This is a genomic window from Streptomyces sp. NPDC017095, assembly GCF_044332325.1.
Classification (GTDB): Bacteria; Actinomycetota; Actinomycetes; order Streptomycetales; family Streptomycetaceae; genus Streptomyces.
Genome location: NZ_JBIROU010000006.1, coordinates 265,053 through 286,178 on the forward strand (window position 1 = coordinate 265,053; position 21,126 = coordinate 286,178).

The 21,126-nt window shown below is 72.2% G+C and carries 8 protein-coding genes and 1 pseudogene; 2 read left to right on the top strand and 7 right to left on the bottom strand.

All coding sequences use genetic code 11. From position 1 onward, the window contains the following. Window positions 1-10: 10 nt before the first annotated feature. The 5 genes and pseudogenes from ACH4OA_RS14425 to ACH4OA_RS14445 form a co-directional block, all read right to left on the bottom strand. Complete coding sequence (locus ACH4OA_RS14425; RefSeq protein WP_397969210.1) at window positions 11-6,379, bottom strand: RHS repeat-associated core domain-containing protein; 6,369 nt, start codon at window positions 6,377-6,379, stop codon at window positions 11-13. A gap of 151 nt (window positions 6,380-6,530) precedes the next feature. Beyond that, a complete protein-coding gene (locus ACH4OA_RS14430) occupies window positions 6,531-10,955 on the bottom strand; it encodes a LamG-like jellyroll fold domain-containing protein (RefSeq protein WP_397969211.1) in 4,425 nt (1,474 codons plus the stop codon). A gap of 660 nt (window positions 10,956-11,615) precedes the next feature. Next, window positions 11,616-13,427: an acyl-CoA dehydrogenase gene (locus ACH4OA_RS14435; protein ID WP_397969213.1), complete on the bottom strand. Its 1,812-nt coding sequence runs from the start codon at window positions 13,425-13,427 to the stop codon at window positions 11,616-11,618. Between the two features lie 156 nt (window positions 13,428-13,583). Beyond that, a pseudogene (locus tag ACH4OA_RS14440) lies at window positions 13,584-14,439 on the bottom strand (MerR family transcriptional regulator). 363 nt (window positions 14,440-14,802) lie between these two features. Further along, window positions 14,803-15,480, bottom strand: coding sequence for a ScbR family autoregulator-binding transcription factor (locus ACH4OA_RS14445; RefSeq protein WP_397969214.1), 678 nt, complete (start codon window positions 15,478-15,480; stop codon window positions 14,803-14,805). A 121-nt stretch (window positions 15,481-15,601) separates the two neighbouring features. On the opposite strand from ACH4OA_RS14445, the gene ACH4OA_RS14450 reads away from it, so the two are divergent. Then, window positions 15,602-16,618: a ScbA/BarX family gamma-butyrolactone biosynthesis protein gene (locus ACH4OA_RS14450; RefSeq protein ID WP_397969216.1), complete on the top strand. Its 1,017-nt coding sequence runs from the start codon at window positions 15,602-15,604 to the stop codon at window positions 16,616-16,618. A gap of 237 nt (window positions 16,619-16,855) precedes the next feature. Further along, complete coding sequence (locus ACH4OA_RS14455; RefSeq protein WP_397936011.1) at window positions 16,856-17,605, top strand: HAD family hydrolase; 750 nt, start codon at window positions 16,856-16,858, stop codon at window positions 17,603-17,605. A gap of 906 nt (window positions 17,606-18,511) precedes the next feature. Here the strand turns inward: ACH4OA_RS14455 and ACH4OA_RS14460 are convergent. Both ACH4OA_RS14460 and ACH4OA_RS14465 read right to left on the bottom strand, forming a co-directional pair. Further along, the gene (locus ACH4OA_RS14460) at window positions 18,512-19,285 is read right to left on the bottom strand and encodes a DAK2 domain-containing protein (RefSeq protein ID WP_397936012.1); all 774 of its coding nucleotides are present in this window, start codon (window positions 19,283-19,285) and stop codon (window positions 18,512-18,514) included. Window positions 19,286-19,314: 29 nt separating this feature from the next. Continuing rightward, complete coding sequence (locus ACH4OA_RS14465) at window positions 19,315-20,280, bottom strand: dihydroxyacetone kinase subunit DhaK (RefSeq protein WP_397936013.1); 966 nt, start codon at window positions 20,278-20,280, stop codon at window positions 19,315-19,317. Between the last annotated feature and the right edge of the window lie 846 nt (window positions 20,281-21,126).

Genomic DNA, 21,126 nt, shown 5'->3' on the forward strand with positions numbered 1-21,126 from the left:
GTGATCGGGGTCAGGCCCAGTTCTCGGTCGTGGAAGGCTCCAGGGCCTCGTGGAACCCGAACGGGTCCAGGGTGTCCTTGGTCAGCTCCCACACTCCGTCCTTCCATCCGTACTGGCGTACGTAGGAAGGCGTCTCGGCGACCGTCGCGATGCTGCCCACGATACCGAGGGTCCGGGAGAATCCGCGCAGCCGGGTGGGCTGGCCGATCGGCTCGGGACTCTTGAACTTGACCGGCTTGAACTCCGTTCCCGTGAGGTCCTTCACGGCCGGTGTCTTGGCCACCTCGTCGAAGCCCGTCTTGACGGCCTCCTTCATGCTGGTGTCGGCGTCCATCCGCTTCCTGATGTTGCCGGTGACGTCGCGGGAGTTGAGCGCGTCCCACAGCTCCCGGGCCTCGGCCTTGGCCACCTTCTGATCGGCGTCGGACAGCATGGGGGTCTTCTTGGTGTTCTTGCCCGTCTCCCTGGCCTTGCGGTCGTTCTCCAGGATGTCCGAGAGGGCGTTCATGGTCTCCCAGCCCTTCTGCAGGTGCAGCTGGGTCTTGGACGGCAGGGGTTTGCCGGTGTTGAACTCGTGGATGAGGGCCGTCGACAGCTTGCCGTTGCCGAACACCTGCTTGGCCTGCGCCTTCGGGTAGATCTGCTGCAGCGCGCCGCGGAGTCTGGTGTTGCTCACGGCGGGTGCCTGCGCCCGGCGCTGCATGAAGCCCGGGTTCTTGTTCGGGACCTTGTTGAGGAAGAAGTCGATCGTCTTCTTCAGCAGCTTGAACAGGTCCAGGAAGCCGAAGAACTTCCCGTCCGGGTCGGAGTACACCAGCGGGTTGTTGTTGCCGTAGGTGTAGCCGTTGATCTGCTGCGGGTCGGCCAGGTCCATGATCGGGTCGACGGAGAGGAACCGGCCGGTCTGCGGGTCGTACTCGCGGGCCCCCAGGTGGGTGAGACCGGTGTCCTTGGTCTCGTCGATGCCGCCGACGAAGCCCTTGGTCCCGGGCCAGGAGGCCGGTGCCGTGCCGCGCGTCTCGCCGAAGGGCAGGACGCGGCGCTGGGTCAGGGCGAGGTCGGTGGCGGCGACGGCCAGCAGACCGGTGCCGTGGTGGTCGGCCAGGGTGAAGGAGAAGCTGCCGTCGTCGGCGCGCACGGCCTGGTGGCCGCTGCCGAGGTCGAAGTAGCGGGTCGCCTTGGCCTTGGCCGCCCCCTTGTCGAGGGTGACGTCGGTGTGCCCGAGGTGCAGGGTGGTCCGGTCGCCCGTGCGGTCGATGAGCCGGTTGCCGTTGGCGTCGTACAGGTACGCGGTGACCTTGTCCGGCTTGCCGTCGACGGGCTCGGTGACCTTGGCCAGGAGCCCTTCGGCGTCCCAGTCGAGGTGCTGCCTGCCGCGGTCGGTGGTGTTGCCGGTCGCGTCGTAGACGTAGTCGGTACGGCTGGTGCCCGTCGGCGCCTGGGTGGTGAGCGAGGTCAGCTGGTGCGCCTTCGGCGTGCCCGCGGGCGGGTACGCGTAGGTGTGCCTGACGTCCTTGGCGGAGTCGCCCCCGAGGTCGTGCCGGGTGTCGGTCAGCCGGTTGCCGGCCTTGTCGTAGGTGTACGACTGCCAGTACGGGGCCGGACCGCCCAGCTTGTCGGCGGACGGGGCGGCGGCGCAGGTCTGGTCGCCCTGGGCCCACGCCTCCGTCAGCCGGCGCAGGTAGTCGTAGCCGAAGCACTGGTTGTCGGTGCCGGTGCGGGAGACGTCGCGCAGGGAGAGGACGTTGCCTGCCTCGTCGTAGCGGAAGCTGACGTTCTGGTCGACGCCGGCCTGTCCCTCGCGGTCGACGCGCGTGGTGGCCAGGCGCTGGGTGCCGAACTCGTAGGTGTTGGTGACCTGGGTCTTCTTCCCGCCGCTGGTCAGACCGAAGCTGTACACCAGCGGTTTGCCGGTCTGGCTGTAGGTGGCGGTCGAGGTCATGCCCTGGCCGTAGACGGACACCGGCCGCAGGGTCTGGTCCTCGTAGGTGTAGTTGATCGAGCCGCCCGGCAGCGAGCCGGCGGCGGAGTAGCTGAGCGAGGCGACCAGGCCGGAGGGCTTGTAGGCGGTGCCGGACTGGTAGGTGCCGGCCAGCGCGCCCTCGGCCGCCGGGATCACGGTGGCCGTCTTGACGGGCCGGTACAGCTTGTCGTAGGCGGTCACGGCGGTGGTGTACGCCTGGCCGTCGACGTAGCGGATCGACTCGGCGAGCTGGCCCTTGGCACCGGTGACGGTGTCGTAGGTCCACTTGATCCGCAGCTTGCCGGTGGCGGAGCCCTCGCGCACCTCGGTCTTGCGGCCCAGTCCGTCGTAGGCGGTGACCAGGGTGGTGCCGCGGTCGTCGGTGCTGGAGATCACCTGGCCGTGGTCGTCGTACGTGGTGTCGGTGTCGCCGCGGTCCGGGTCGCTGAAGGAGACCTGGCGGCCGAGCTGGTCGTAGGTGTAGCTCCAGTGGTTGCCGGCCGGGTCGGTGACCCGCTCCAGGTCACCGGAGGGAGTGTGTTCGTAGGTGGTGCTGTCGTAGGCGGACTGCGGGTCCCGGGTGTGGTGCTGGCGCAGTTCGGTGACGTTGCCGCGGGCGTCGACCAGCGAGGTGACGGTGGTGTCGCCCACCGGCGGGATCAGGGTGGTGCGGTCGCCGCCGTAGATCGTCTTCCTGGTGGACAGGACGGTGCCGCCGTCGCCGTTGCCGGCGATCTGCCGCTCCTCGACCTGGCGGCCCAGGCCGTCGTAGAAGGTGCGGGTCTGGGTCTCCACGCCCAGCGCGTCGGCCGGCTGGAACAGCTCGGCGACGGGGCTGCCGGTGGCGTAGTACGGGGCGAAGGTCTTGGTGGTCAGTCCCCGCTCGTCGTAGAAGACGTCGGAGATGATCCGGCCGCCGTCCGGGCCGGGCGCCTGCGACTGCCGCTCCCGCAGGAAGCCGTCGTACAGCTTGTACGACGTGATCTGGCCGCCCTCGTTGTTGAGCAGCTTGGTGGCCACGGTGACGGGCTTGCCCTCGGTGACCGAGTAGCCGTACTCGTACGTCGGCACGCCGGTCGTCGCCCGGTCGGCGAGCCACACCTTGGTGGAGCGGCCGAGGGCGTCGTAGGCGTAGGTGGTGACGTTGCCGTTGGTGTCGGTCTGCTTCAGCAGCAGTCCGCGCAGCGGGTCGAGGTCCTTGGTGGTGGTCTGCGCGCTCGCGGCGTCGGCCGGGTCGGCGGGCGGCGTGGTGGTCTTGGTCTGCGTGGGCAGGCCGGTGGCCGGGAGGTAGGCCGTGGTGGTGGTGCGGCCGTCGGTGCGGGCGGTGCGCACCGGGTCGGCGGTACCGGTCACGGTCACGTTGGCCGTCAGGTCGGTGGTGGCGGTCTCGCGGCCGTAGTCGTCGTAGGCGGCGCCGGCCTCCAGGTAGGTCGCCTTGGTGCCGTCGTGGCTCTTCAGCGGCGCGGTGGCCGTCGCGTCGCCCTTGACGGGTGCCGCTCCGTAGGCGCCGCCGTCGTAGGCGGTGCGGATGTCCTCGACGACGTCCTTGCTGCGGTCGACCGTGGCGTCACAGGCCTTGGCGACGGTCTCCTCCCGGGCGGGCAGCAGCAGGATGTTCTTGTCGGTGTTGGTGGCGTAGGTGGTGCGCTTGCACTGGTCGTCGTCGGTCGTGGAGAGGTCGCCCAGGTCCTCTTCCCGGGTGGGCCGGCCGGCGACGGTGTCGTAGCCGGTGGAGGCGGCCGTGGTGCGCCACTTGGCGCCGGCGCCGTCGTCCAGGGAGGTGAAGTGCCTGGTCTCGGAGGTGCCGGTGAAGTCGGCGGTGAGGGTGCCCCAGTCGCGGACCTTGCGGGCCGTCTCGTGGTGCCAGGGCCGGCTCACGGTCTTCTCCAGGACCTTGCCGCCGGGCTGGTCGAAGGCGAGCGTGCGGTACTCGAAGCCCGCGGCCGTCTCGTCGTCGGTGATCGGGTCGCCCTCGCCCGTGCCGAGCGGGACGCTGACGGACTTGGTGCCGCCGGTCGTGGTCTTGCGGTCGCCGTCCATGCCGCGCAGGAAGTAGTGCTCCTGCTGCGACTTCATGGCCGCGGCGCCGCCCTGCCCGCCGGTGCGGACCCGGACGTGTCCGTAGCCGCGCCACTGCGACCAGGTCTTGTACTTCTCCTTGGTCAGGCCGTCGTCGTCGTCGAAGTGCCAGGCGGCGCCGTCGAGATAGTCGTAGGCGGTGACCTGGTCCGGGGCTCCGCCGGTGCGGTCGGTCCCCGTCACCGAGGTGACGACGTACTTGTTGAACCACTCGCGGTCCGGGGCGTCGCTGCTGTCACCGCCGATGAACTGCGGGAAGCAGCGGGTGGTGTTGGTCTCGGGCGTCGGCAGCGCGTCGGCGTCGCACGCCGGGGCGGAGTAGTTGACGTCGATCTGCCCGCCGGACTCGTCCGCCACGGTGGACAGGCGCGCCTTGATGAACGGCGCGTAGCCGTCGCCGGTGCGGTCCAGCCGGTTGGCGAGCTGCGTGTACGCGAAGGTCGTCCTGGGCAGCGTGATCGACGGCGTGGCGGTGTGCCCGGAGTGCTGCACGCTGTCCAGGAGGAGCTGGTAGTCGGTGTCGGCCATGCCCCAGCGGTGGGTGAGCTGCCAGGAGTCGACCTTGCCGTAGGTGCCGTCGGACTTCAGCAGCTGGGTGGTGACCGAGGTCAGCCGCTTGCGGGTCCAGAACGACGGCGTCAGCCGGCCGCTGTCGCACTTGGTGCCGGGCTTGCAGTTCAGGTCGTACGGCGTGTCGTACCAGTAGTACGACTTGGTGTCGATGGTGTCGGGCGCGCAGGTGACGCCGTCCTGGGGCAGGCAGCGCTCGGCGCTGTCGAAGACGACCTGGGCCGACGGCTTGTCGGCGAACATGCGCGAGGAGCGCAGGCCGTAGTCGATGCGCTGGAGGTAACCGCCGCGGACGTACGGGGTGTCGGCGTCGGCCTTGAGGTTGCGGCCGTAGGAGTTGGTCTCCTTGGCGTAGTGGTAGCCCATGGCGTTGCCGTGGGTGTCCACCACGTAGTCGAGGTTCCACCGCCAGGCCTGCTGGCACCAGGAGCCGGCGAAGTCGGTGCCGTGGCAGGGCTCGCCCGTGTTGTTGCCGAAGACCGGCACGGTCCAGGCGGAGTCGGTGGTCTCCTTGCCGTCGGCCCAGCCGGGCAGCCGGTGGTAGCCGAAGTAGTAGCGGGTGCCGTCGGGCGAGGTCAGCCGCCAGTACTCGCCGTCGTTGTCGCCGTTGCCGCGTTCGGTGCTGGTCAGGTGGGCGATCCGGGTGCCGTCGTCCTGCTGGAGCCTGAACTCGTCGTTGCCGACGGGGACCAGCTCGCCGCCCTTGCCGTTGAAGGTCAGGTAGGCGTTGTCGTAGGCCCAGCACAGGTCGCCCGGCTTGTTGCCGTCGGCGTTCTTCTCGCCGTCGTCGGCGCACGGCTTGTAGCGGCGCTCGATGAAGCCCGGGGACAGTTCGAAGCCGTCGCCCACCCAGGAGCCCTGGTTGTTGGTGGTGCCTGTGCGGCCGTCGATGGAGCCGGAGGAGTAGTCCAGGCCCACTTCGGGGGTGAGGTCGCCGGGGACGTCCGGCACGGGCATGTCGTACGACCAGGTGAAGTCACCGGTGTTGAGCTGGGTGCTCCAGGTCGCCGACGGTGCCAGCGAGGTGGCCTTGAAGTCGCCCTTCGCGCCGCCGGTCTCGGCCTCGGCGGCCAGGACGGTCGCCGCGGCGGAGCGGAGGTTCACCGCGCTCGCGGTCAGCGTCTGCCGGCCGGTGTCGTTGCGGGTGGCGAGCGGGGTGCTCTTGCGGCACGCGTCCTTGGCGGGTGTCGTCAGGGCGCAGGCGGGCAGTTCGACCAGGTGCAGCCGCGAGGCGTAGCCGCCGCCGTACGCCTGGGCGAAGCCGGCGTAGTCGACGGTGACGGCGACCTGGCCGGCGCCGGCCGGGGCGGTCTTCTTCGCGTGGTCCTTGGCCTTGAGGGTGAACAGCAGCCCGTCGACGCCGGCGCGCCGGGCCTGGGCGCGGCTGTGCAGCCGGGCCTCGACGGTGCCGTGGGCGGCGTGCTTCGGGGTCTTCGGCGCGGCGACGCGCAGCGGAAGGCCGCCGGGCCGGCCGGAGCCGTGCCGCGGTATCTCCACGGTGGCGGTGCCGGGCCGGGGCCAGGAGCGGTGGGGCGGTGCGGCCGGGGTCCGCGGGCCCTTGGGGAGGGTGCGGGGCCGGGCCTCCAGGCCGTTGGTGCCGGGCACGGGCTTGTCGGCCGCGGGGACGCCCGGCATCGGGTGGCCGGCCGCCGCGGCGGGTGAGGCGGCGGCCTGGATCAGTCCGCCGACCAGCAGGGCGGACAGGACCAGGGAGACGGGCCTGTGCAGTGCCGCCGGGGCGAGGCGTGGTGGTGGTGTGCGTTTCATGCGTGATGCCGTCCATGGCTGAGTGGCGTGCCGGTGCGCCGGTCGGGGCGCACCGGCAGCGCCGTGCGATAAGGGCGGATTGCGGAAGGAGGGGCGGGTGGGGTCCGTGGACCGTTCAGGGGACCGCGGGCCCCACCCGTGCCGGCGGGCGTCAGCTGCCGGCCGGTACCTCGGTGGGCACGTCGAACCAGGAGCCGGCGAGTTCCTCGACCTGGCTGTCGTCGAGCGCGCCCTGGAAGACCCACACGTCGTCGATCAGCCCGGGGAAGTACTCGGCTCCGGTGCTGCCGGTCTTGACCCGGCCGACCTGGAAGGACTTGCCGGCCTTGGCGGTCAGGACGTTCTCGCCCCAGGCGACCAGGTCCTGGCAGGAGGCGCTGTCGGCCTGCCCGTCACCGTCGGCGTCCTCGCACGGCACCTCCTGGAGGATGCCGTTGACGTACAGGCTGGCCTGCTTGGAGAAGCCGTCGTACACCAGCGCCAGGTGGTTCCAGTCGGTGACGCTGCTGAACTCGGTGCTGGCCAGCCGTACCGTCGAGGCGTCCGTGCCGTCCTTGTCGGGCAGCGCGATCTCCCAGTTGCCCAGGCCGTCCGGGTGGGCCGGATCGGGCACGAAGCGTACGGCGAAGGGGCTCTGGCTGGTGCCTTCGGCGCTGACCACCGTCGCGTTCCGGGTGGGTGTGGAGGCCGCCTGCGCCCAGGCGGTCACGGTGAAGCTGGCGCTGGTGTCGACCGGTACGGCCGGAGCGCTGGCGTAGCCCGCGGTGCCGTCCAGTTCCAGGCCGCCGTCCATGAAGCCGGTGCCGATCTTCGCGCCGCCCTGGAGGGTGAGCGCGGAGGCGCGGCCGGCGTCGTCCGGCGAGGGAGCGGCGCTGTCGCCGGCGTCCAGCTTCCAGCGTGCGCCGAGCAGCGGGCGCTGACGGAACAGCTGGCGCACCTCGTCGGCCGAGACGGGCCGGTCGAAGAGGCGGACGTCGTCGATCTGCCCGGGGAAGAAGGACCCGGGCGCGCCGTCGTAGTTGCCGGCGCCGATCTGGAGCGCGCCGCCCGCGTACCAGCCGGCCTGGAGGTCCGTGGAGCCCGCCTGGACGCCGTTGACGTAGAGGATGAGCTTGTTGGCGACCGTGTCGTGCACGCCCACCAGATGGGTCCAGGTGTCGCCGTACGCGGTCTGGCCCTCGGCCTGGAGCGCGCGGACCGGCTGGGCGTCCGAGGCGTCGGACGCGTACTGGTTGAACGCCCAGCGGTCGTAGGACTTGCTGTAGTACAGCTCCATGCCCGGCCGGTGCACGCCCGCCTGGGTGACGACGACCGCGGCGTGGTCCGGCTTGGTCTTGGGCAGTTTCGCCCAGGCCGAGACGGCGAAGCTGGCCTGGTTGTTCAGCAGGGGCCGGCCGGTGCTCGCGTAGTCGTCGGTGCCGTCCAGGGTCAGCGCCTTGCCGGCGATGCCCTGGGTACCCGCGGCCGGGCCGCCGTAGAACGTGGCGTCGGGGACCTCGGCGGCGCCGGTGAGGCTGGTGGCGCCGGCGGGCTCGTCCATCGGGAAGCGGGCTCGCGCGCCCCGGCCGCCGATGAGCGAGTCCTTGCCGTAGAGCCGCGTCACCTCGCCGCCGGAGAGCGGCTTGTCGAAGAGCTGCACCTCGTCGATCGCGCCGGGGAAGAAGGAGCCCGGACGACCGTTGTAGGAACCGGCGCCGATCTGCAGACCGCGGCGCGCGTTCCACGGCGTGCTGTACGCCGTGGTGCCGGCGAGGGTGCCGTTGACGTACAGGCTCAACTGGTCGCTGCCGGAGCTGTAGGTGCCCACCAGGTGGGTCCACTCCCCGGCCTTGGCGCCTCCCGCGACGGACGGCATGGCCCGGACGATGCCCGCGTCGGGGCTGTCGGCGGTGTACTGGTTGAACACCCAGCGGTCGAGGCTGCTGGAGTAGTACAGCTCGAAGCCCGGGGAGTGGTTGCCGGGCTGGGCCGCGATGACCGCGGCGTGGTCCGGCAGGGCGGACAGTTTCGCCCACGCCGACACGGAGAAGCTGCCGGAGGTGTCCACGGTGGGGATGTCGGTGACCGCGTAGTCGTCGGTACCGTCGAAGGACACCGCGGTGCCCTTGGCCCCTTCGGCCTGCGGGGCGGGGCCGCCGCGCAGTTCGGCGGTGCGTTCCGCGGCCTGGCCCTTCGCCGCGGCGGAACCGGCGGCGTCGTCGAGCTGCCAGGACGCGCGTTCGGGCTGGCCGGCCTTGACGCGGAACTGGTAGGTGCGGATCTCACCGGCGTTGCCGGCCGTGTCGAAGGCCCGTGCGGTGACGAAGTTCAGGCCCGGCTTGGCCGGCAGCATCCGGGCGACCTTGGCGGCGCCGGAGGCGGTGGTGATCGCGTTGGCGGAGGTGGGGTCGCCGTTGACGCCGAACCAGTACTTGGTCACGTCGGTGTCGGCGGCCTTGAGGGTGAACGCCCCGTACTGGCCCACTCCGTCGTACCAGGGGTCCTCCGGGTCCTCCGGATCGGAGGCCTGATAGTCGCTGGACGTGACCGAGGGTGCCTTCGGCACCTTCGTGTCGTAGACGAAGTAGCAGGAGGTGGGGTCGCCGGTGTAGGACCACGGCGAGTACTGCGCGCCGTCGTAGCTGCGCACGTACCAGCTGATCTGCTTGTTCTCCGGGATGGAGGAGGGCAGGGTGATCACGAAGTCCGAGCCGGACTTCTTGTAGCCGGTGCGCGCCGGCTTCCAGCGCGCGACGCTGCCCTTGCCGTCGCCCGTGTCCCAGGCGGCCTGGAACTCCACGGCGATGGTGTCGCCGTCGGGGTCGGTGATGTCGTTGGCGTAGATCTTGCCGAGGGTGCGCACGCGCGCGGCGGCTTCCGGCTTCTTGCAGGTGCCGCCGTACTCCATGGTCAGCTGGCTCATCTTGACCTGGGCGGGCGGGCGGTTGTACTTCACCCGCAGGTACGCCTTGTCGGAGAAACGCTTCCAGCCGTAGATGTCGGTCTCGCTGGATGCCTGCATGCCGAACGTCATCGTCGCCGACCTGGCGTTGGCGGCCGACTGCACCGCCGACTTGACGTCGAACTCCGCGTCCTTGGCCGAGCAGCCCTCGAAGCCGTAGGCGAAGGAGTCCGTCTTCAGCTTGTCGATCCAGAAGCCGCTCGCCGTCTGGGAGTTCCAGGTGGTCGACGAGGAGATGTCCTTGGTCCGCCACAGCTCCACGCTGCGCGCGCTGCACGAGGCCGACCAGACGTTGCGGACCACGAACTCGGCTTCGAGGATGGTCTTGTCGGCGAACTTCGACACCGGGATGCGGTAGAAGAGCCGCTTGGTGTCGTACGGCTTGCAGTAGTACCAGCCGCAGTAGCCGAGGCCCGCGTTGTCCTCGCCGTTGAACTTCCACTGCGGGGAGGAGGCCCAGTACTTGGAGACCATGGTCCACGCCGAGGCACGCGGCGAGTACCACTGCGGGTCGATGAAGACCGGGTAGACGGTGTCCTTGCCCCTCAGCACGTTCGCGTCCGGGGTCAGCACCAGTTCCTTGTCGCCGGCGGGGACGTCCACGGCGACGGGTGCCAGCTTGGCCGACTCCCCCGCCGCGGGCTCGTCGCCCGGTCCGGCGGCCGGCTCGTCCACCGGGGCGGCGGTGCTCGCCGGCGCGGCCGTGGCCGTCAGGGACGCGGTCCTCGCCGTCGTTGCCGTGGCCGTCAAGGACGCGGTTTTCGCCGTCGTGGCCGTGCGGGAAGCGGACTTCACGGCCGGGGTCTTGGCGGCCGGCTGCCGGGTGGCGGTCCGTCCGGTGGTGTCCTGGGCGGTGGCCGCGCCGGGGCTGGAGTCCCACATCACCGGGCGGGGCGCCTCGAACACCGCGTTCCCGGCGCCCGGGTCGACCGCTTCGAGACCGCCTTGCGCGTTCTCCCGTACGTCCATGCCGTCGGCGGACAGTTTCAGCCGCAGCTGGGCCAGTTGCTCGCTGGCGGCGGCCTCGGCGGACTTGACGACGAGCAGCTGGGTGAAGCCGTCCTCCTGGGCGCCCATGCGCAGGTCCACGTCCGGGAGCACGTCCCGGTAGGTGGCCGTCGAGCCGTCGATGACGGGAGCGGGCAGCTTGCCCGGCCAGGACAGGCTCAGTTCGCGGCCGGCTTTCTCCATGCGCACCAGCGGGGCGTCCCCGCCGGCGGAGAACTCCAGCCCGACCGTGGTGGCGCCGGGGGCCACCGTCCCCTCGGCCGTCCTGGACAGGTCGGTGTCGACCGGTTTCCACGCGCCGTCGACCCGGGTCCGCACGGGACGCAGGTACTCGCGGGCTTCCAGGTTCCCGTCGGGTGTGGCGTAGACGTCGGCGCTCTCCGAGCGCAGCGCGGCCACCTCGACCTTCTTGCCCGTTTCCCTGGCCTGGGCCAGGGCCTCGTCCGTGGTCGACGGCGCGGCCGGGCCGGCACCGGTCCCGGTCCCGGCCGCCGTGTCCGCACGGAGCGGGACCGCCCCGAGGCCGGCGGCCGCCGAGGCCGCGGGCGCGGTCCCCGCGGCCGTCACCAGCGTCAGCGCCAAGGCCACGATCCGGCTATGTCTTCGCGTCAGCACGCGCCCCCGCATTCAAGCCCCTTGGTGAGAGATCAGTGAGAAACCACTGAAGAAATGATCAACGGGCGAATGCTACGTAAGGAAAAAGTTAAGAGCTACTCGCGTCCGCGCTGCATATCGGGCATTTACACCGAGGCGCAAGTGACGCTGAACACCCTTGACGATGCAGGCTCGTTGGCTTAAAGCGAGCGCTCCCGCGGGAGTTCCCCGGCCGACGCGTACCGTCCGGACGACGGCGCCTCTGGCCGCTGCCGGGGTGCGGCCGCCGAGCGGGGCACCGCGCCGTGGGGCCGACCGGCCGACGGTGATGGCGTCTCGTGAACGGTCCCGGCACCTGGATGAGCTCCTGCCCCATGGTCTGCCGAGAGTCAGGGGACCGGATCCGCCCGTGAGTTGCCGCTGGTCCCGGGAAAGCACATGACCTCCGGCGCGTTCCGTTCCGCCGCGTGCGGACGGCGCGCCGGCCGGGGGGGGCCCCGCCGGGGGGGCCCCCCCGCCGGGGGGGGGCGGGGGGGGGGGGGGGGCCCGGCCCCAAATACGCGGCGGGGGCGGCGGCCCCCCCCCCCCCCCCCCCCCCCCGCCGCGCCCCCCCCCCCCCGGCCCGCCCCCCCCCCCCCCGCCGGGCCGGGGGGGGGGGGGCCCCCCCGGCGGGTGGTGGCCGGGGCGGTGCGGTTACGCGGGCACCTTCTCGGCGGCGGGAGCGGCGGCGCCCAGCACCGGATGCCCGTCCATGACACCTTCCAGGACGGCGAAACCGTCGGTGAGCGGCAGGGCGTACGGCACGAGTGTCTCCATCAGTGCCTCCTCCGCGTCGGGCAGGTGGTGGATGTGCTCCGCGGTGAGGTGGCCGGCGGCCAGCAGGTCGCCGCTGTGCGCCTTCACCTGGCGCAGGGCGAACAGCCGGTGCAGTCGCGCGAGGACCACCCGGGCCTGCGGGTCGGACGCCTTGCCGACGGCGTCCAGCAGCGCCTGCGCAGCGAGACGGTGCACATGGGCTTCGACGAGCTGCAGGGCCGGTGTCACGGTGCCGTTCCAGCGCGCGAGAGGGTCACCGCGGCGCCCGCCGCGCAGTCGGCCGCGTGCCCTGCCGTGCCAGATCCGCTCGATGTCGCCGAGCAGTTCCTGGAGATGGCCCGAGTCGTCCAGGCGGCGGCCGGCCGCGGGCGCCTCGGAGGGCGGGGCCGGGGTGAACCCGCCCATGAGCATCTCGCCGGCGGCCTTCACCCAGATGACCCGGTTGTCGCCCTCGGCGGTGATGGTCCCCTCGTTCGCGGCCAGTTGGTAGGCGATGCCGTTCGACAGCAGGAGACCTTGCGCTCCGCAGCGCTCACGGCATTCGGTCATGACCGTCCTGGCCTGCCAGGTGATCCATGCCTTGGCCACGGCGGCCAGGCGCTCGGTCTCCTCGCGTTCGGCCTCCGCGCCGTTCGTCCACCGCCGCACGACCTCGCGGTGCAGCAAGGTGGCCGCGTAGGTGGTGGCGACCGCGGACAGCAGCGGGGCGTGATGGCTGCGGTGCTCGATGAGCGAGACCTTGCGGCCGGTCGTCATCCCGGAGGTGAGCCGCCGGTGGGAGTGGCGCATGGCGACGGCCAGGGCGTGCCGCGTCACACCGAGGCTGTAGGCGCTCATGCACAGTTTCCCGGCGTGGACGCGCCGGACGGAGGCGAGGAACCGCTTGCGCCGGTTGCCCAGCGTGCTGACGAACTCGCCGTCCCGCGACAGGCGTCCGTGTTCGCCCTGGAGCATGGCTTCGAACGGGAGCCGCACGCCATGGAAGGACGTGGCGCAGTGGTCGACGGGAGCGCTGGCGGTCTGCGGGAGGGGCCGTACCTCCACGCCCGCGTAGTGCCGGCCCTCGCTGTCGGTGAGCGGGGTGAGGAAGAGGAAGACTCCGTGGTCGGTGCCGTCCACCACCAGGCGCGCCGCCACCACGGCGTTCTTGGCGCCACCGGTGCCGGAGGTGTTCGGCATCCACTTGCAGGCACCCGGCGTCGGGGTGTCGAGGACGAACCCGCCCGTCCCGCGGTCGAACGTGGCGGTCGTCTCCAGCGAGGCGGCGTCGTTGCCGTGGTCCAGCTCGGTGCACAGGAAGGTCCCGACCCGCTCCATCCACCTGTACGGGTGCAGGTCCCGGCCACCGGGATCGTGGTCGAGGAGGCTGCCGAGGTGCAGGTTCCAGTGGATGCTCGCGATCGTCGCCATGCCGGGGTCGACGACCCCGGCCCATTCGTGCATCGCCGTGAGCGCCTCGATGTCCGACGCCAGGGCGACCGGATCCCTTAACGCGTCGTTGACGAAGTGCAGCCGCTCGTAGGAAAGCGCCGTCCGCTCCTGCGGACCCAGGCCCTCCTGAAAGGCGAACCGGGGCCCGTCGAACAGACGCTTCCAGGGCTCGTGGAGCTGCTCCGCGTGCGGCCCGAACAGAATACGGACGAATTCTGCTGATATCCCTGGTATGTACGGCAGTTGAGAGGCAGTCACGATCGAAAAGATAGTGGAATCGATCACTCCCCAACAGCGTGACGATCAACACGATTGGCCGCGGGCCAGGTGTGGAAGCGGCCCGGGCGCACACCGGCTCCCGGACGCCCGCCGAAGGCCGCTTCCCTTAAGGGGCCCCGCTCAGGGCACGGCCGGTCAGTCCGCGGTCACCGGTGCCGGGGGTTCCGTGGTCGCCGCGGTCACCGGCGCCTGGAGCTCCGTCACCCAGTCGGCGAGGTTCTCCGGGCATTCCAGGGTGACCTCCCGCGGATACTCCGTCGCCCGGTAGCCGTGGGCGTCGATCCAGCGGGCGAGGGTCTGGGCGGTGGGGACCACGGTGTCCATCGGGCCGCGGTGCACGATGGTCGCCGCCTGGCCGACGGCCGGCAGGTCGAGGACGCGGAAGGCGCCGTCCTGGACGGGCGCGGAGACCTGGACGGCGGCGTGGACGCGGATCCTGCCGCCGCCCTCCGGGGCGTCCTCGTAGGAGGCGATGCCGGGACCCGTGGGCGTGATGCCCGCCGCGTCGAGGCGCCGGAACAGTTCCTGGTAGAGCGGGCCGATGACCGGGCCGATGTCCTCGGGTTGGAATCCCGCGGCCGTCGCGGTCAGTTCCGCGACCCGGACGGCGGGAACGGGCTTGATGACGACGTCGTTCGCGGGCATGTGCCCCTCGCTCTCGATCGCTCGGAGCCTCGCCTCGACCCGGACCAGCCGGGCCGCCGCGGCGGTCATGGCGGTCTCCAGTTCGGCCCGCCGCAGCCGCAGCATGCCGCGCAGTTCCTCGGCTCCGACCTTGTCGTCCACGATGTCGTGGACCCGCTGGAGCGTGAAGCCGAGTTCCTTGAGCGCGATGATCCGGTTGAGGCGGGCGAGTTGGTGCGGCCGTGTAGTAGCGGTAACCGCTGGCCGGGTCGACGTGGGCCGGGCGCAGCAGGCCGGTCGCGTCGTAGTGACGCAGCATCCGGACCGAGACGCGACCGTGCCGGGCGAAGTCTCCGATGGTGAACATGATGTCTCCGAGTCGACCGCCTGACACGGTGTGAGGGTCAAGAGGCCGGACCAGGGCGGGGGCGCGTGCCCGGCCAGTGTGCCGGACGGGGCCACTGCCCCCGGCCGCTACGGCCGCGCGACTCCGGGCAGCGCGTACGCGGTGCGGACCCGCCTGCGGACTCCGGGCGCGCGCGGTACCGGCACCGCCGCCAGACTCCGGGCAGCCCGCGGTACCGGAACCGCCGACGGACTCCGGGCAGCGCACGGTGCCGGACCCGCCGACCGGAGAGGTTGTCGCCGCTGCGCCGGACCCGGCCGGCGGTGGCCGGCCGGGTCCGGGAAATCCGCGGCTGACGGAGGTGGCCGGCGCCGCGCGGGAGGGTTACGCCTCCGTCCGCGCGAGGACGGCGCTGTCGGCCGGCGGCCCCCCCGGCGCGGCGGCCGGCGGCTGGGCGGGGACGCGGTCCAGCAGGGCCGCCGGGTCCGGCTCGGCCTGGAGCGCGGGGAGCAGCAGCCGCCACAGGTCGTGCAGGTGCTGTTCGATGTGCTCGCGGCCGTCCAGCGCGTCGGAGACGGTGTGGATGCCGAAGAAGGCGCAGACCACGCTGTGCGCGGCGGTGAACGGGTCGACTCCGGGAGCCAGTTCACCGTGGGCGCCCGCCTCGGCGAGCAGTTCGCCGACGACCTCGATCCAGTCCACGAAGGGGGTGGGCAGCGGGGCGGCGATGGCCTTGCGCTCCATCCAGAGACGTGAACCGGCCCGTACGACAACGTCGTCGCGGAAGGCACGGGCGACGGTGAAGCTCAGCCCCACCAGCTTCTCCAGGGCCGGGCCGTCGGTGGACCGATGGCGTTCGATCATGCGCGGCCACGAGGCGAAGTGCTCCTCGACCACGGCGAGCGCCAGTTTCTCTTTGCTGGCGTAATGGAAGTAGATGGCGCCGCTGGTACGCCCCGAAAGGGCGCTGATATCGCTGATGCTGGTCCCGGCGTAACCCCGTTCATCGAACAATTGTGCCGCGGTTTCCAGCAGAGCCCGCCGTGTCAGATTCGCTTGCACGCGTCGCAACCTTTTTCCGGGGTTCTCGTACCTCTCCTGCCGGTAGGCAATGTAATACCTGAAACCGCCGGACGGGTCGAGTCGGTGTGCGGAACCAGCCGAACTGCGGTCTGCTGGGGGAATGGACGCTCGAATCCGTGGCACCGTCGAAGAGCCGCGGGCCCTGAGCTGGTCGCGCACGGTCGCCCGGGAGCTGGTCCACCGGGTCTCGGTGGCGGAGGTGCTGCTCACCGACGTACTGCGCCTCGACGAAACCCGTTTCACGGCGGCCGCGTGCTGGTCCCGGTCGCACCCGACGTTCCCCGTCGACGGCCGTGCCGTCCATCATCCGCTGATGGTGGTCGAGACGCTGCGGCAGCTCGGCATCTTCATCCCATTGCGGTACTTCGGCCTGCCGGTGGACACCCGGATGCTCATCACCGACGTCTTCTTCACCACGGAACCCGACGCGCAGCCGCGGGCCTGCCCCGCGGCGACCGAGGTGACCTGCCGGGTCCGGGTCACCGGGCTGCGCACCGGCGCCGACGGCGCCACCGGCGGCTTGCGGCTGCACACGGAGTTCCTGGCCGACGGCGCGGTGTTCGCCAGGGCCGGCGGCGGTGCGCGGTTCCTCTCCCCCGAGCGGTACGCCGCCCTGCGCGGGCCGTTCGCCGGCACCCGCCAGCCGCCCGCGTCGGACGCACTGCTGCGGCCCGACCCGGCGCGCCTCGGCGTGCCCCACGCCCGGGACGTGGTCGTCGGACTCGCCGGGGAACACGGACGCGCCCTGTCCGGAGAACACCGACGCGCCCTGCCCGACGGCGCGGACGGCCGGCACCCCCGGCTCCGGCCGCCCGCCCGGGAGGTGCTGGTGGACGCGGCCGACCCCTGGCATCCCTTCTTCTTCGACCACGACACCGACCACGTCCCCGGGATGGTCCTGCTGGAAGCGGCGCGGCAGGCCGCCGCGCTGGCGAGCGACGGAGCGCTGTCCCAGCCGACCGGTGCGCGGCTGACGGCGCGGCGCTTCACCGAGTTCGCCCCGTCCGCACGGGTCGTCTGCGTACCGCATCACCGCACGTGTGTCTTCCGGTTCGTCCAGGACGGACAGCAACGCGCTTTCGGTGTTCTGCACTACCCGTCACTCGTGCGAGCGTAACCCAGCGCGATCACTTGACTCCCACAGGTGACCAAACCTAGCGTAACGATCGTTATGTTCCCTGGTGGGACAGGTTCGTACGGCGCTCCTGACCGTCCGTACGGCTCCCGGCCCTGCCGGAACCCTGTGCCGCTCCGCGCACCGGGTGACCCGTCGGCACCCCTCGCCTTCGTTCGGTGAGAGGACGTCGCGGCCCGGCCCGCGGTCACGCGGCCCCTCCGAACGGAAAGCACAAAGATGACGCTTCATCGCATCCTTTCCTGGACCCCGGCGGCCGTCGTCTTCGACTGCGACGGCACCCTGCTGGACAGCGAACGCCACTGGGAGACCGCTCGGCAGCGCGTCCTCGACGACGTGGGACTCGCCGTCTCGGCGGGCTTCGCGGAACGCTCCAAGGGCCTGCACTACACCGAGTGCGGGCAGCTCATGGCCGACGAAGGCGGCCGTCCCGATCTGGGACGGGACCTCGCCGACCGGCTGCTGCGGCACTTCCGTGCCCTCGTCTGCGAACACCCGGTGACCATGCCGGGCGCCCGCGACGTCGTACGGGCCACCGCCGCCTTCGCCCCGCTGGCCGTGGCCAGCAACTGCCCCCGAGAGGTGGTCGAACCCGGTCTGGAGACGGCCGGGCTGCTCCGTCACTTCCGCGCCGTGGTGGTGCCGGACGACACGGTGCGGCCCAAGCCGGAACCGGACGTCTATCTGGCGGCCGCCCGGCACTGCGGGGCGGACCCGGCCGACACGATGGCCGTCGAGGACACCCGGTGCGGGATCCTCGCGGCGAACCGGGCCGGACTGCGGGTACTCGGCGTCGGCCCCTGGCCGGGCGACGACACCGCCGGCCTGACCGACCTGTGGGTCGAGACGCTGGACGACCCGAGGATCATCCGCTGGGCCACGGAGCGGACGCCGCTGCGCACCTCGCCGCCCAAGCCCGCGCAGGCGCCCTCGCCGACCGGGGCCGGGCTGCGCACCGCGGCCCAGTGAACACGGCGGCGGACCACCCGGCCGGCCCGTGAAGCGGGCCCGGTCCCACCCTCGGCCGGCGCGGCACCCTCCACCCGCCCGGGCCCCGCGCCGCCCGGTGGACCCACGCGGACCGACATCCCCCGCCGGCCCCAGCAGGCCGACACCACACCGAAGATCCGGCCCGACCGACCCGGCACCTCACCGAACACCCGGCTCGGCCCGCTCGACACCACACCGAACACCGAGTCCTGCTCGGCCAGCGCCACACCGAGCACCCGGTTCGGTCCGGTCGACGCCACACCGAACAGCGGGCACCGCCCGGTCGGCCTCATACCGAGCACCTGGTTCGGCCCGGTCGGCCTCACACCGAATACGCGGTGCGGTGCGGTCGTTGCGGCTCCGGACCGCCCGATCCGCCGGGGCACTCCGGCGTCTGACGGCCTGGGACGGGAGCCCCTGGCTCAGCGTGGTCGGCCGAACGTCCGGGCCTGGCAGGGTTGTTGGGCGCCGGGTCGCCGCCCGGGTTGGGGCGCCCCGGCATCCGACGACCTCGCGCCGGACGGTCTGGTCCGGCTGGGTCGTTACGGCGCCGGGCCACCCGTCCGGCCTGGACTGGCTGGCACGGACGCCCCCGGCTCGACCCGGCCGGGCTCGCGCCAAACGGCCTGGCCTGCCCGGCCGTTGCAACAGCAGCGGTCAGTGCGGCCCGGTTGGGTCGTTACGGCACCGGACCGCCCGTCCGGCCCGGACGCCCCGCACCGGACCACCTCACACCGGCCGATCTGGCGCGGACCGGCCTGGCGCCGGACAGCCCACGCCAGCCGATCCGGCACAGGACGGCCGGGCACCGGACGACCCGGCACCGGACGGTCTGGCCCCGAACGGCCAGGCGCCGGACGACCCGGCACCGGGGGCGCGCCCGGCTCAACCCGGTTGTTCCGGGACCGGGTTCGTTGCGGACGGGGGGAGTTCGGTGACCACGGCGTCGGCCGAGGAGAGGAGCAGGCCGATGCCCACCGCACCGGGGTCCGGCACGCCCCTGCCCCGCTCACCGACGTAACTGGCCCTGCCCCGGCGCGCCCGCAGGCGCGCGGTCGAACGTACCCCTTCCCACGCGGCGCGCGACGCGTGGGCGAGGGCCACCCGGCTGCCGGCCTCCCGCGGGCACACCCGCAGTGCTTCGCAGGCCGGGTACAGCGCGTCGACCAGGGTCTTGTCTCCCGGCCGTGCCTCACCGACGCGTTGTACGGCGGCGAGTCCACCGGTGAGGCCCGCCCGCAGCGCGGTCACGTCCAGGACCGGTCCGGACGCTGCCAGTGCCAACTCCTCCAGCAGCAGCCCGAAGAGCGGTCCGCTGGTGCCACCGACCCCGTCCAGGAAAGCCGTTGCCGCCGTGCGCAGTGGTCCGCCGGCCTGCGCGGCCCGGCCGGCCGCCAGCGCGGACACCGCCGCCTGCTGGTCCAGGACGCGGACGGCCGCGTCGAGTCCCGCCCTGAGATTGGTGCCGAAGTCACCGTCGCCCACCCGCTGGTCGAGCGCGGTGAGCTGGGCCTCGGTGGCCCGGACGGTGGTGGCGAACCTTCGTATCCAGCCTTCCGTGAACACGGCGTCCGTGGCCGGGATGTGCGTCGACGTCGTCTCGATGATCCCGGTGTTGGCTGATGTCGTGTCGTCCTCCGCCGAGTAGTGTTCCAGCATCGTGCCACCTCCTGCCCGCCCTCGGTCCTTCACCGGGGCCATGCGGCCGTGTGCGCCGGCGCGTCGAACCACTTGACCGTCTCGGGGTCCGCCCCCATGAGCGTGAGCGAGAACCCTCGCATGTCCAGCGCGGTCACGAAGTCGCCCACCAGGACGCGTTCGAGGACCAGTCCCCACCGCTCCAGCCGCAGCGCGAGCTGCCGCGCCACGCCGTACAGTTCGAGCCGCGTCACCCCGCCGAGCCCGTTGACCAGGGCGATGACCGATTCGCCGGCCGTCCGGCCCAGCGCCGTCAGCAGTGCCTCCGTCATCTTCGTGACCAGCTCGTCCAGCGCCGGCCGGGTCTCCGTACGCCGAGCCCGCTCACCATGGATGCCGACGCCCCACTCCAGGTCACCGTCGGCGAGGTCGAACGCGACGCGTCCCGTGGCCGGTGAGTGGTGCGCGGCCGACGCGACCGCCAGGCTGCGGCAGCGGCCCACCAAGTCGGTACCGAGGTCGGCGAGTTCCCGCAGTCCGAGCCCCGTGTCGGCGGCGGCCCCGAGCACCTTCTCCACCAGTACGGCGGCGCCGGTGCCCCGGCGACCGGTGGCGGAGTCGGCCGACTCCGACGCCAGGTCGTCGTCGATCAGCACCCGGGCGCACTCGATGCCCTCGTGGGCCAGACGCTCGGCCGCGATACCGAAGTTGATCCTGTCCCCGGTGTAGTTCTTCACCAGGTGCAGCACGCCGTCGCCACGCGATACGGCGCGGGAGGCGTCGAACACCTGGCGGTTGTGCGGCGAGGCCATCAACTGGCCGGGGCAGACGGCGTCGAGCATGCCCGCGCCGATGAAACCGAGGTGCAGCGGCTCATGCCCGGAGCCCCCGCCCGACACGAGCGCCACCCGGCGGCCGGGCGACGGGTTCCGGGCCCGGAGGAACCCCGCCTGTTCGTCGTAGACCGCGAGATCGGCGTGGACGCGGGCGAACCCGGCCAGCGCGTCGGGGACCATACGGTCGAGTGAATTCGTGAAGTACACCACTGGCCGGCCTCCCAGACGTCCTCGGCCTCCCAGCGCCCCGGGTGCGGGACGGGGGCCGTGAACAACGGTGGGTCGTTCACAGGCACATCCCCCAGGGACGCGCAACCCGAGATGCTGCCTCACTTCTCTCCGGGTCTCACCTGCCTTCGACATCTCGCGTACCTTGACGGCTGCCGCCCTCAGGTACGTCTTCCGGCCATGCTGCGGCCGACCGGCCCCGGCGGCAAGTCGGCATGATCCGCACGACCTCCGCGGACCGGGGCCCGGCACCCTGCGCGGACGGTGGCGGGCCGACGTCCGGGCGGGTATCCGGTACGGCCGGACGGCGTACGACGCGCGGGCCCGGCGGGGCGGGGTCGCCGCCGACGCGCTTCTGCGGCGAGGTGCGGGGACAATGAGCGGAGGAGGCCGGGCGCGCCGGACATCTCTGCCGGAGAGCCGGACATCTCTGCCGAGGAGGCGACACCGACCGCGCGCGTCCGTCCCGTGCGGGCGAGGCCGACGGCTCCCGCCACGACGGGCACGGCGACCACGCGAAGCGAACGCGCCGGGCCGTCACCACCGTCCGGCCGGCTTGACCACCGATGCCTCCGCGACGGACACGGCGACCGCGCGGAGCGCACGTCCCGGGCGCCGCCGCCCGGCCCACCCCGGCCATCGGCTCGACCGCGCCGGCCACCGGGCCGGACCCGCGCGGCCCGGTGGCCCGGTGGCCCGGAGAACAGCGGACGGTTTTCCGCGCCACCCTCGCGCCCCGGACTGAGCGAGTGGGATCCGGGGCGCTGCCGGTCAGGCGGGCAGGTCGCCGGTGTACCG

Excerpts from the sequence above, each read along its gene's own strand:
- ACH4OA_RS14455 (WP_397936011.1), top strand. The coding sequence starts at position 16,856 with ATGACGCTTCATCGCATCCTTTCCTGGACCCCGGCGGCCGTCGTCTTC.
- ACH4OA_RS14460 (WP_397936012.1), bottom strand. The coding sequence starts at position 19,285 with ATGCTGGAACACTACTCGGCGGAGGACGACACGACATCAGCCAACACC.
- ACH4OA_RS14450 (WP_397969216.1), top strand. The coding sequence starts at position 15,602 with ATGGACGCTCGAATCCGTGGCACCGTCGAAGAGCCGCGGGCCCTGAGC.
- ACH4OA_RS14465 (WP_397936013.1), bottom strand. The coding sequence starts at position 20,280 with ATGGTCCCCGACGCGCTGGCCGGGTTCGCCCGCGTCCACGCCGATCTC.
- ACH4OA_RS14430 (WP_397969211.1), bottom strand. The coding sequence starts at position 10,955 with ATGCGGGGGCGCGTGCTGACGCGAAGACATAGCCGGATCGTGGCCTTG.
- ACH4OA_RS14425 (WP_397969210.1), bottom strand. The coding sequence starts at position 6,379 with ATGAAACGCACACCACCACCACGCCTCGCCCCGGCGGCACTGCACAGG.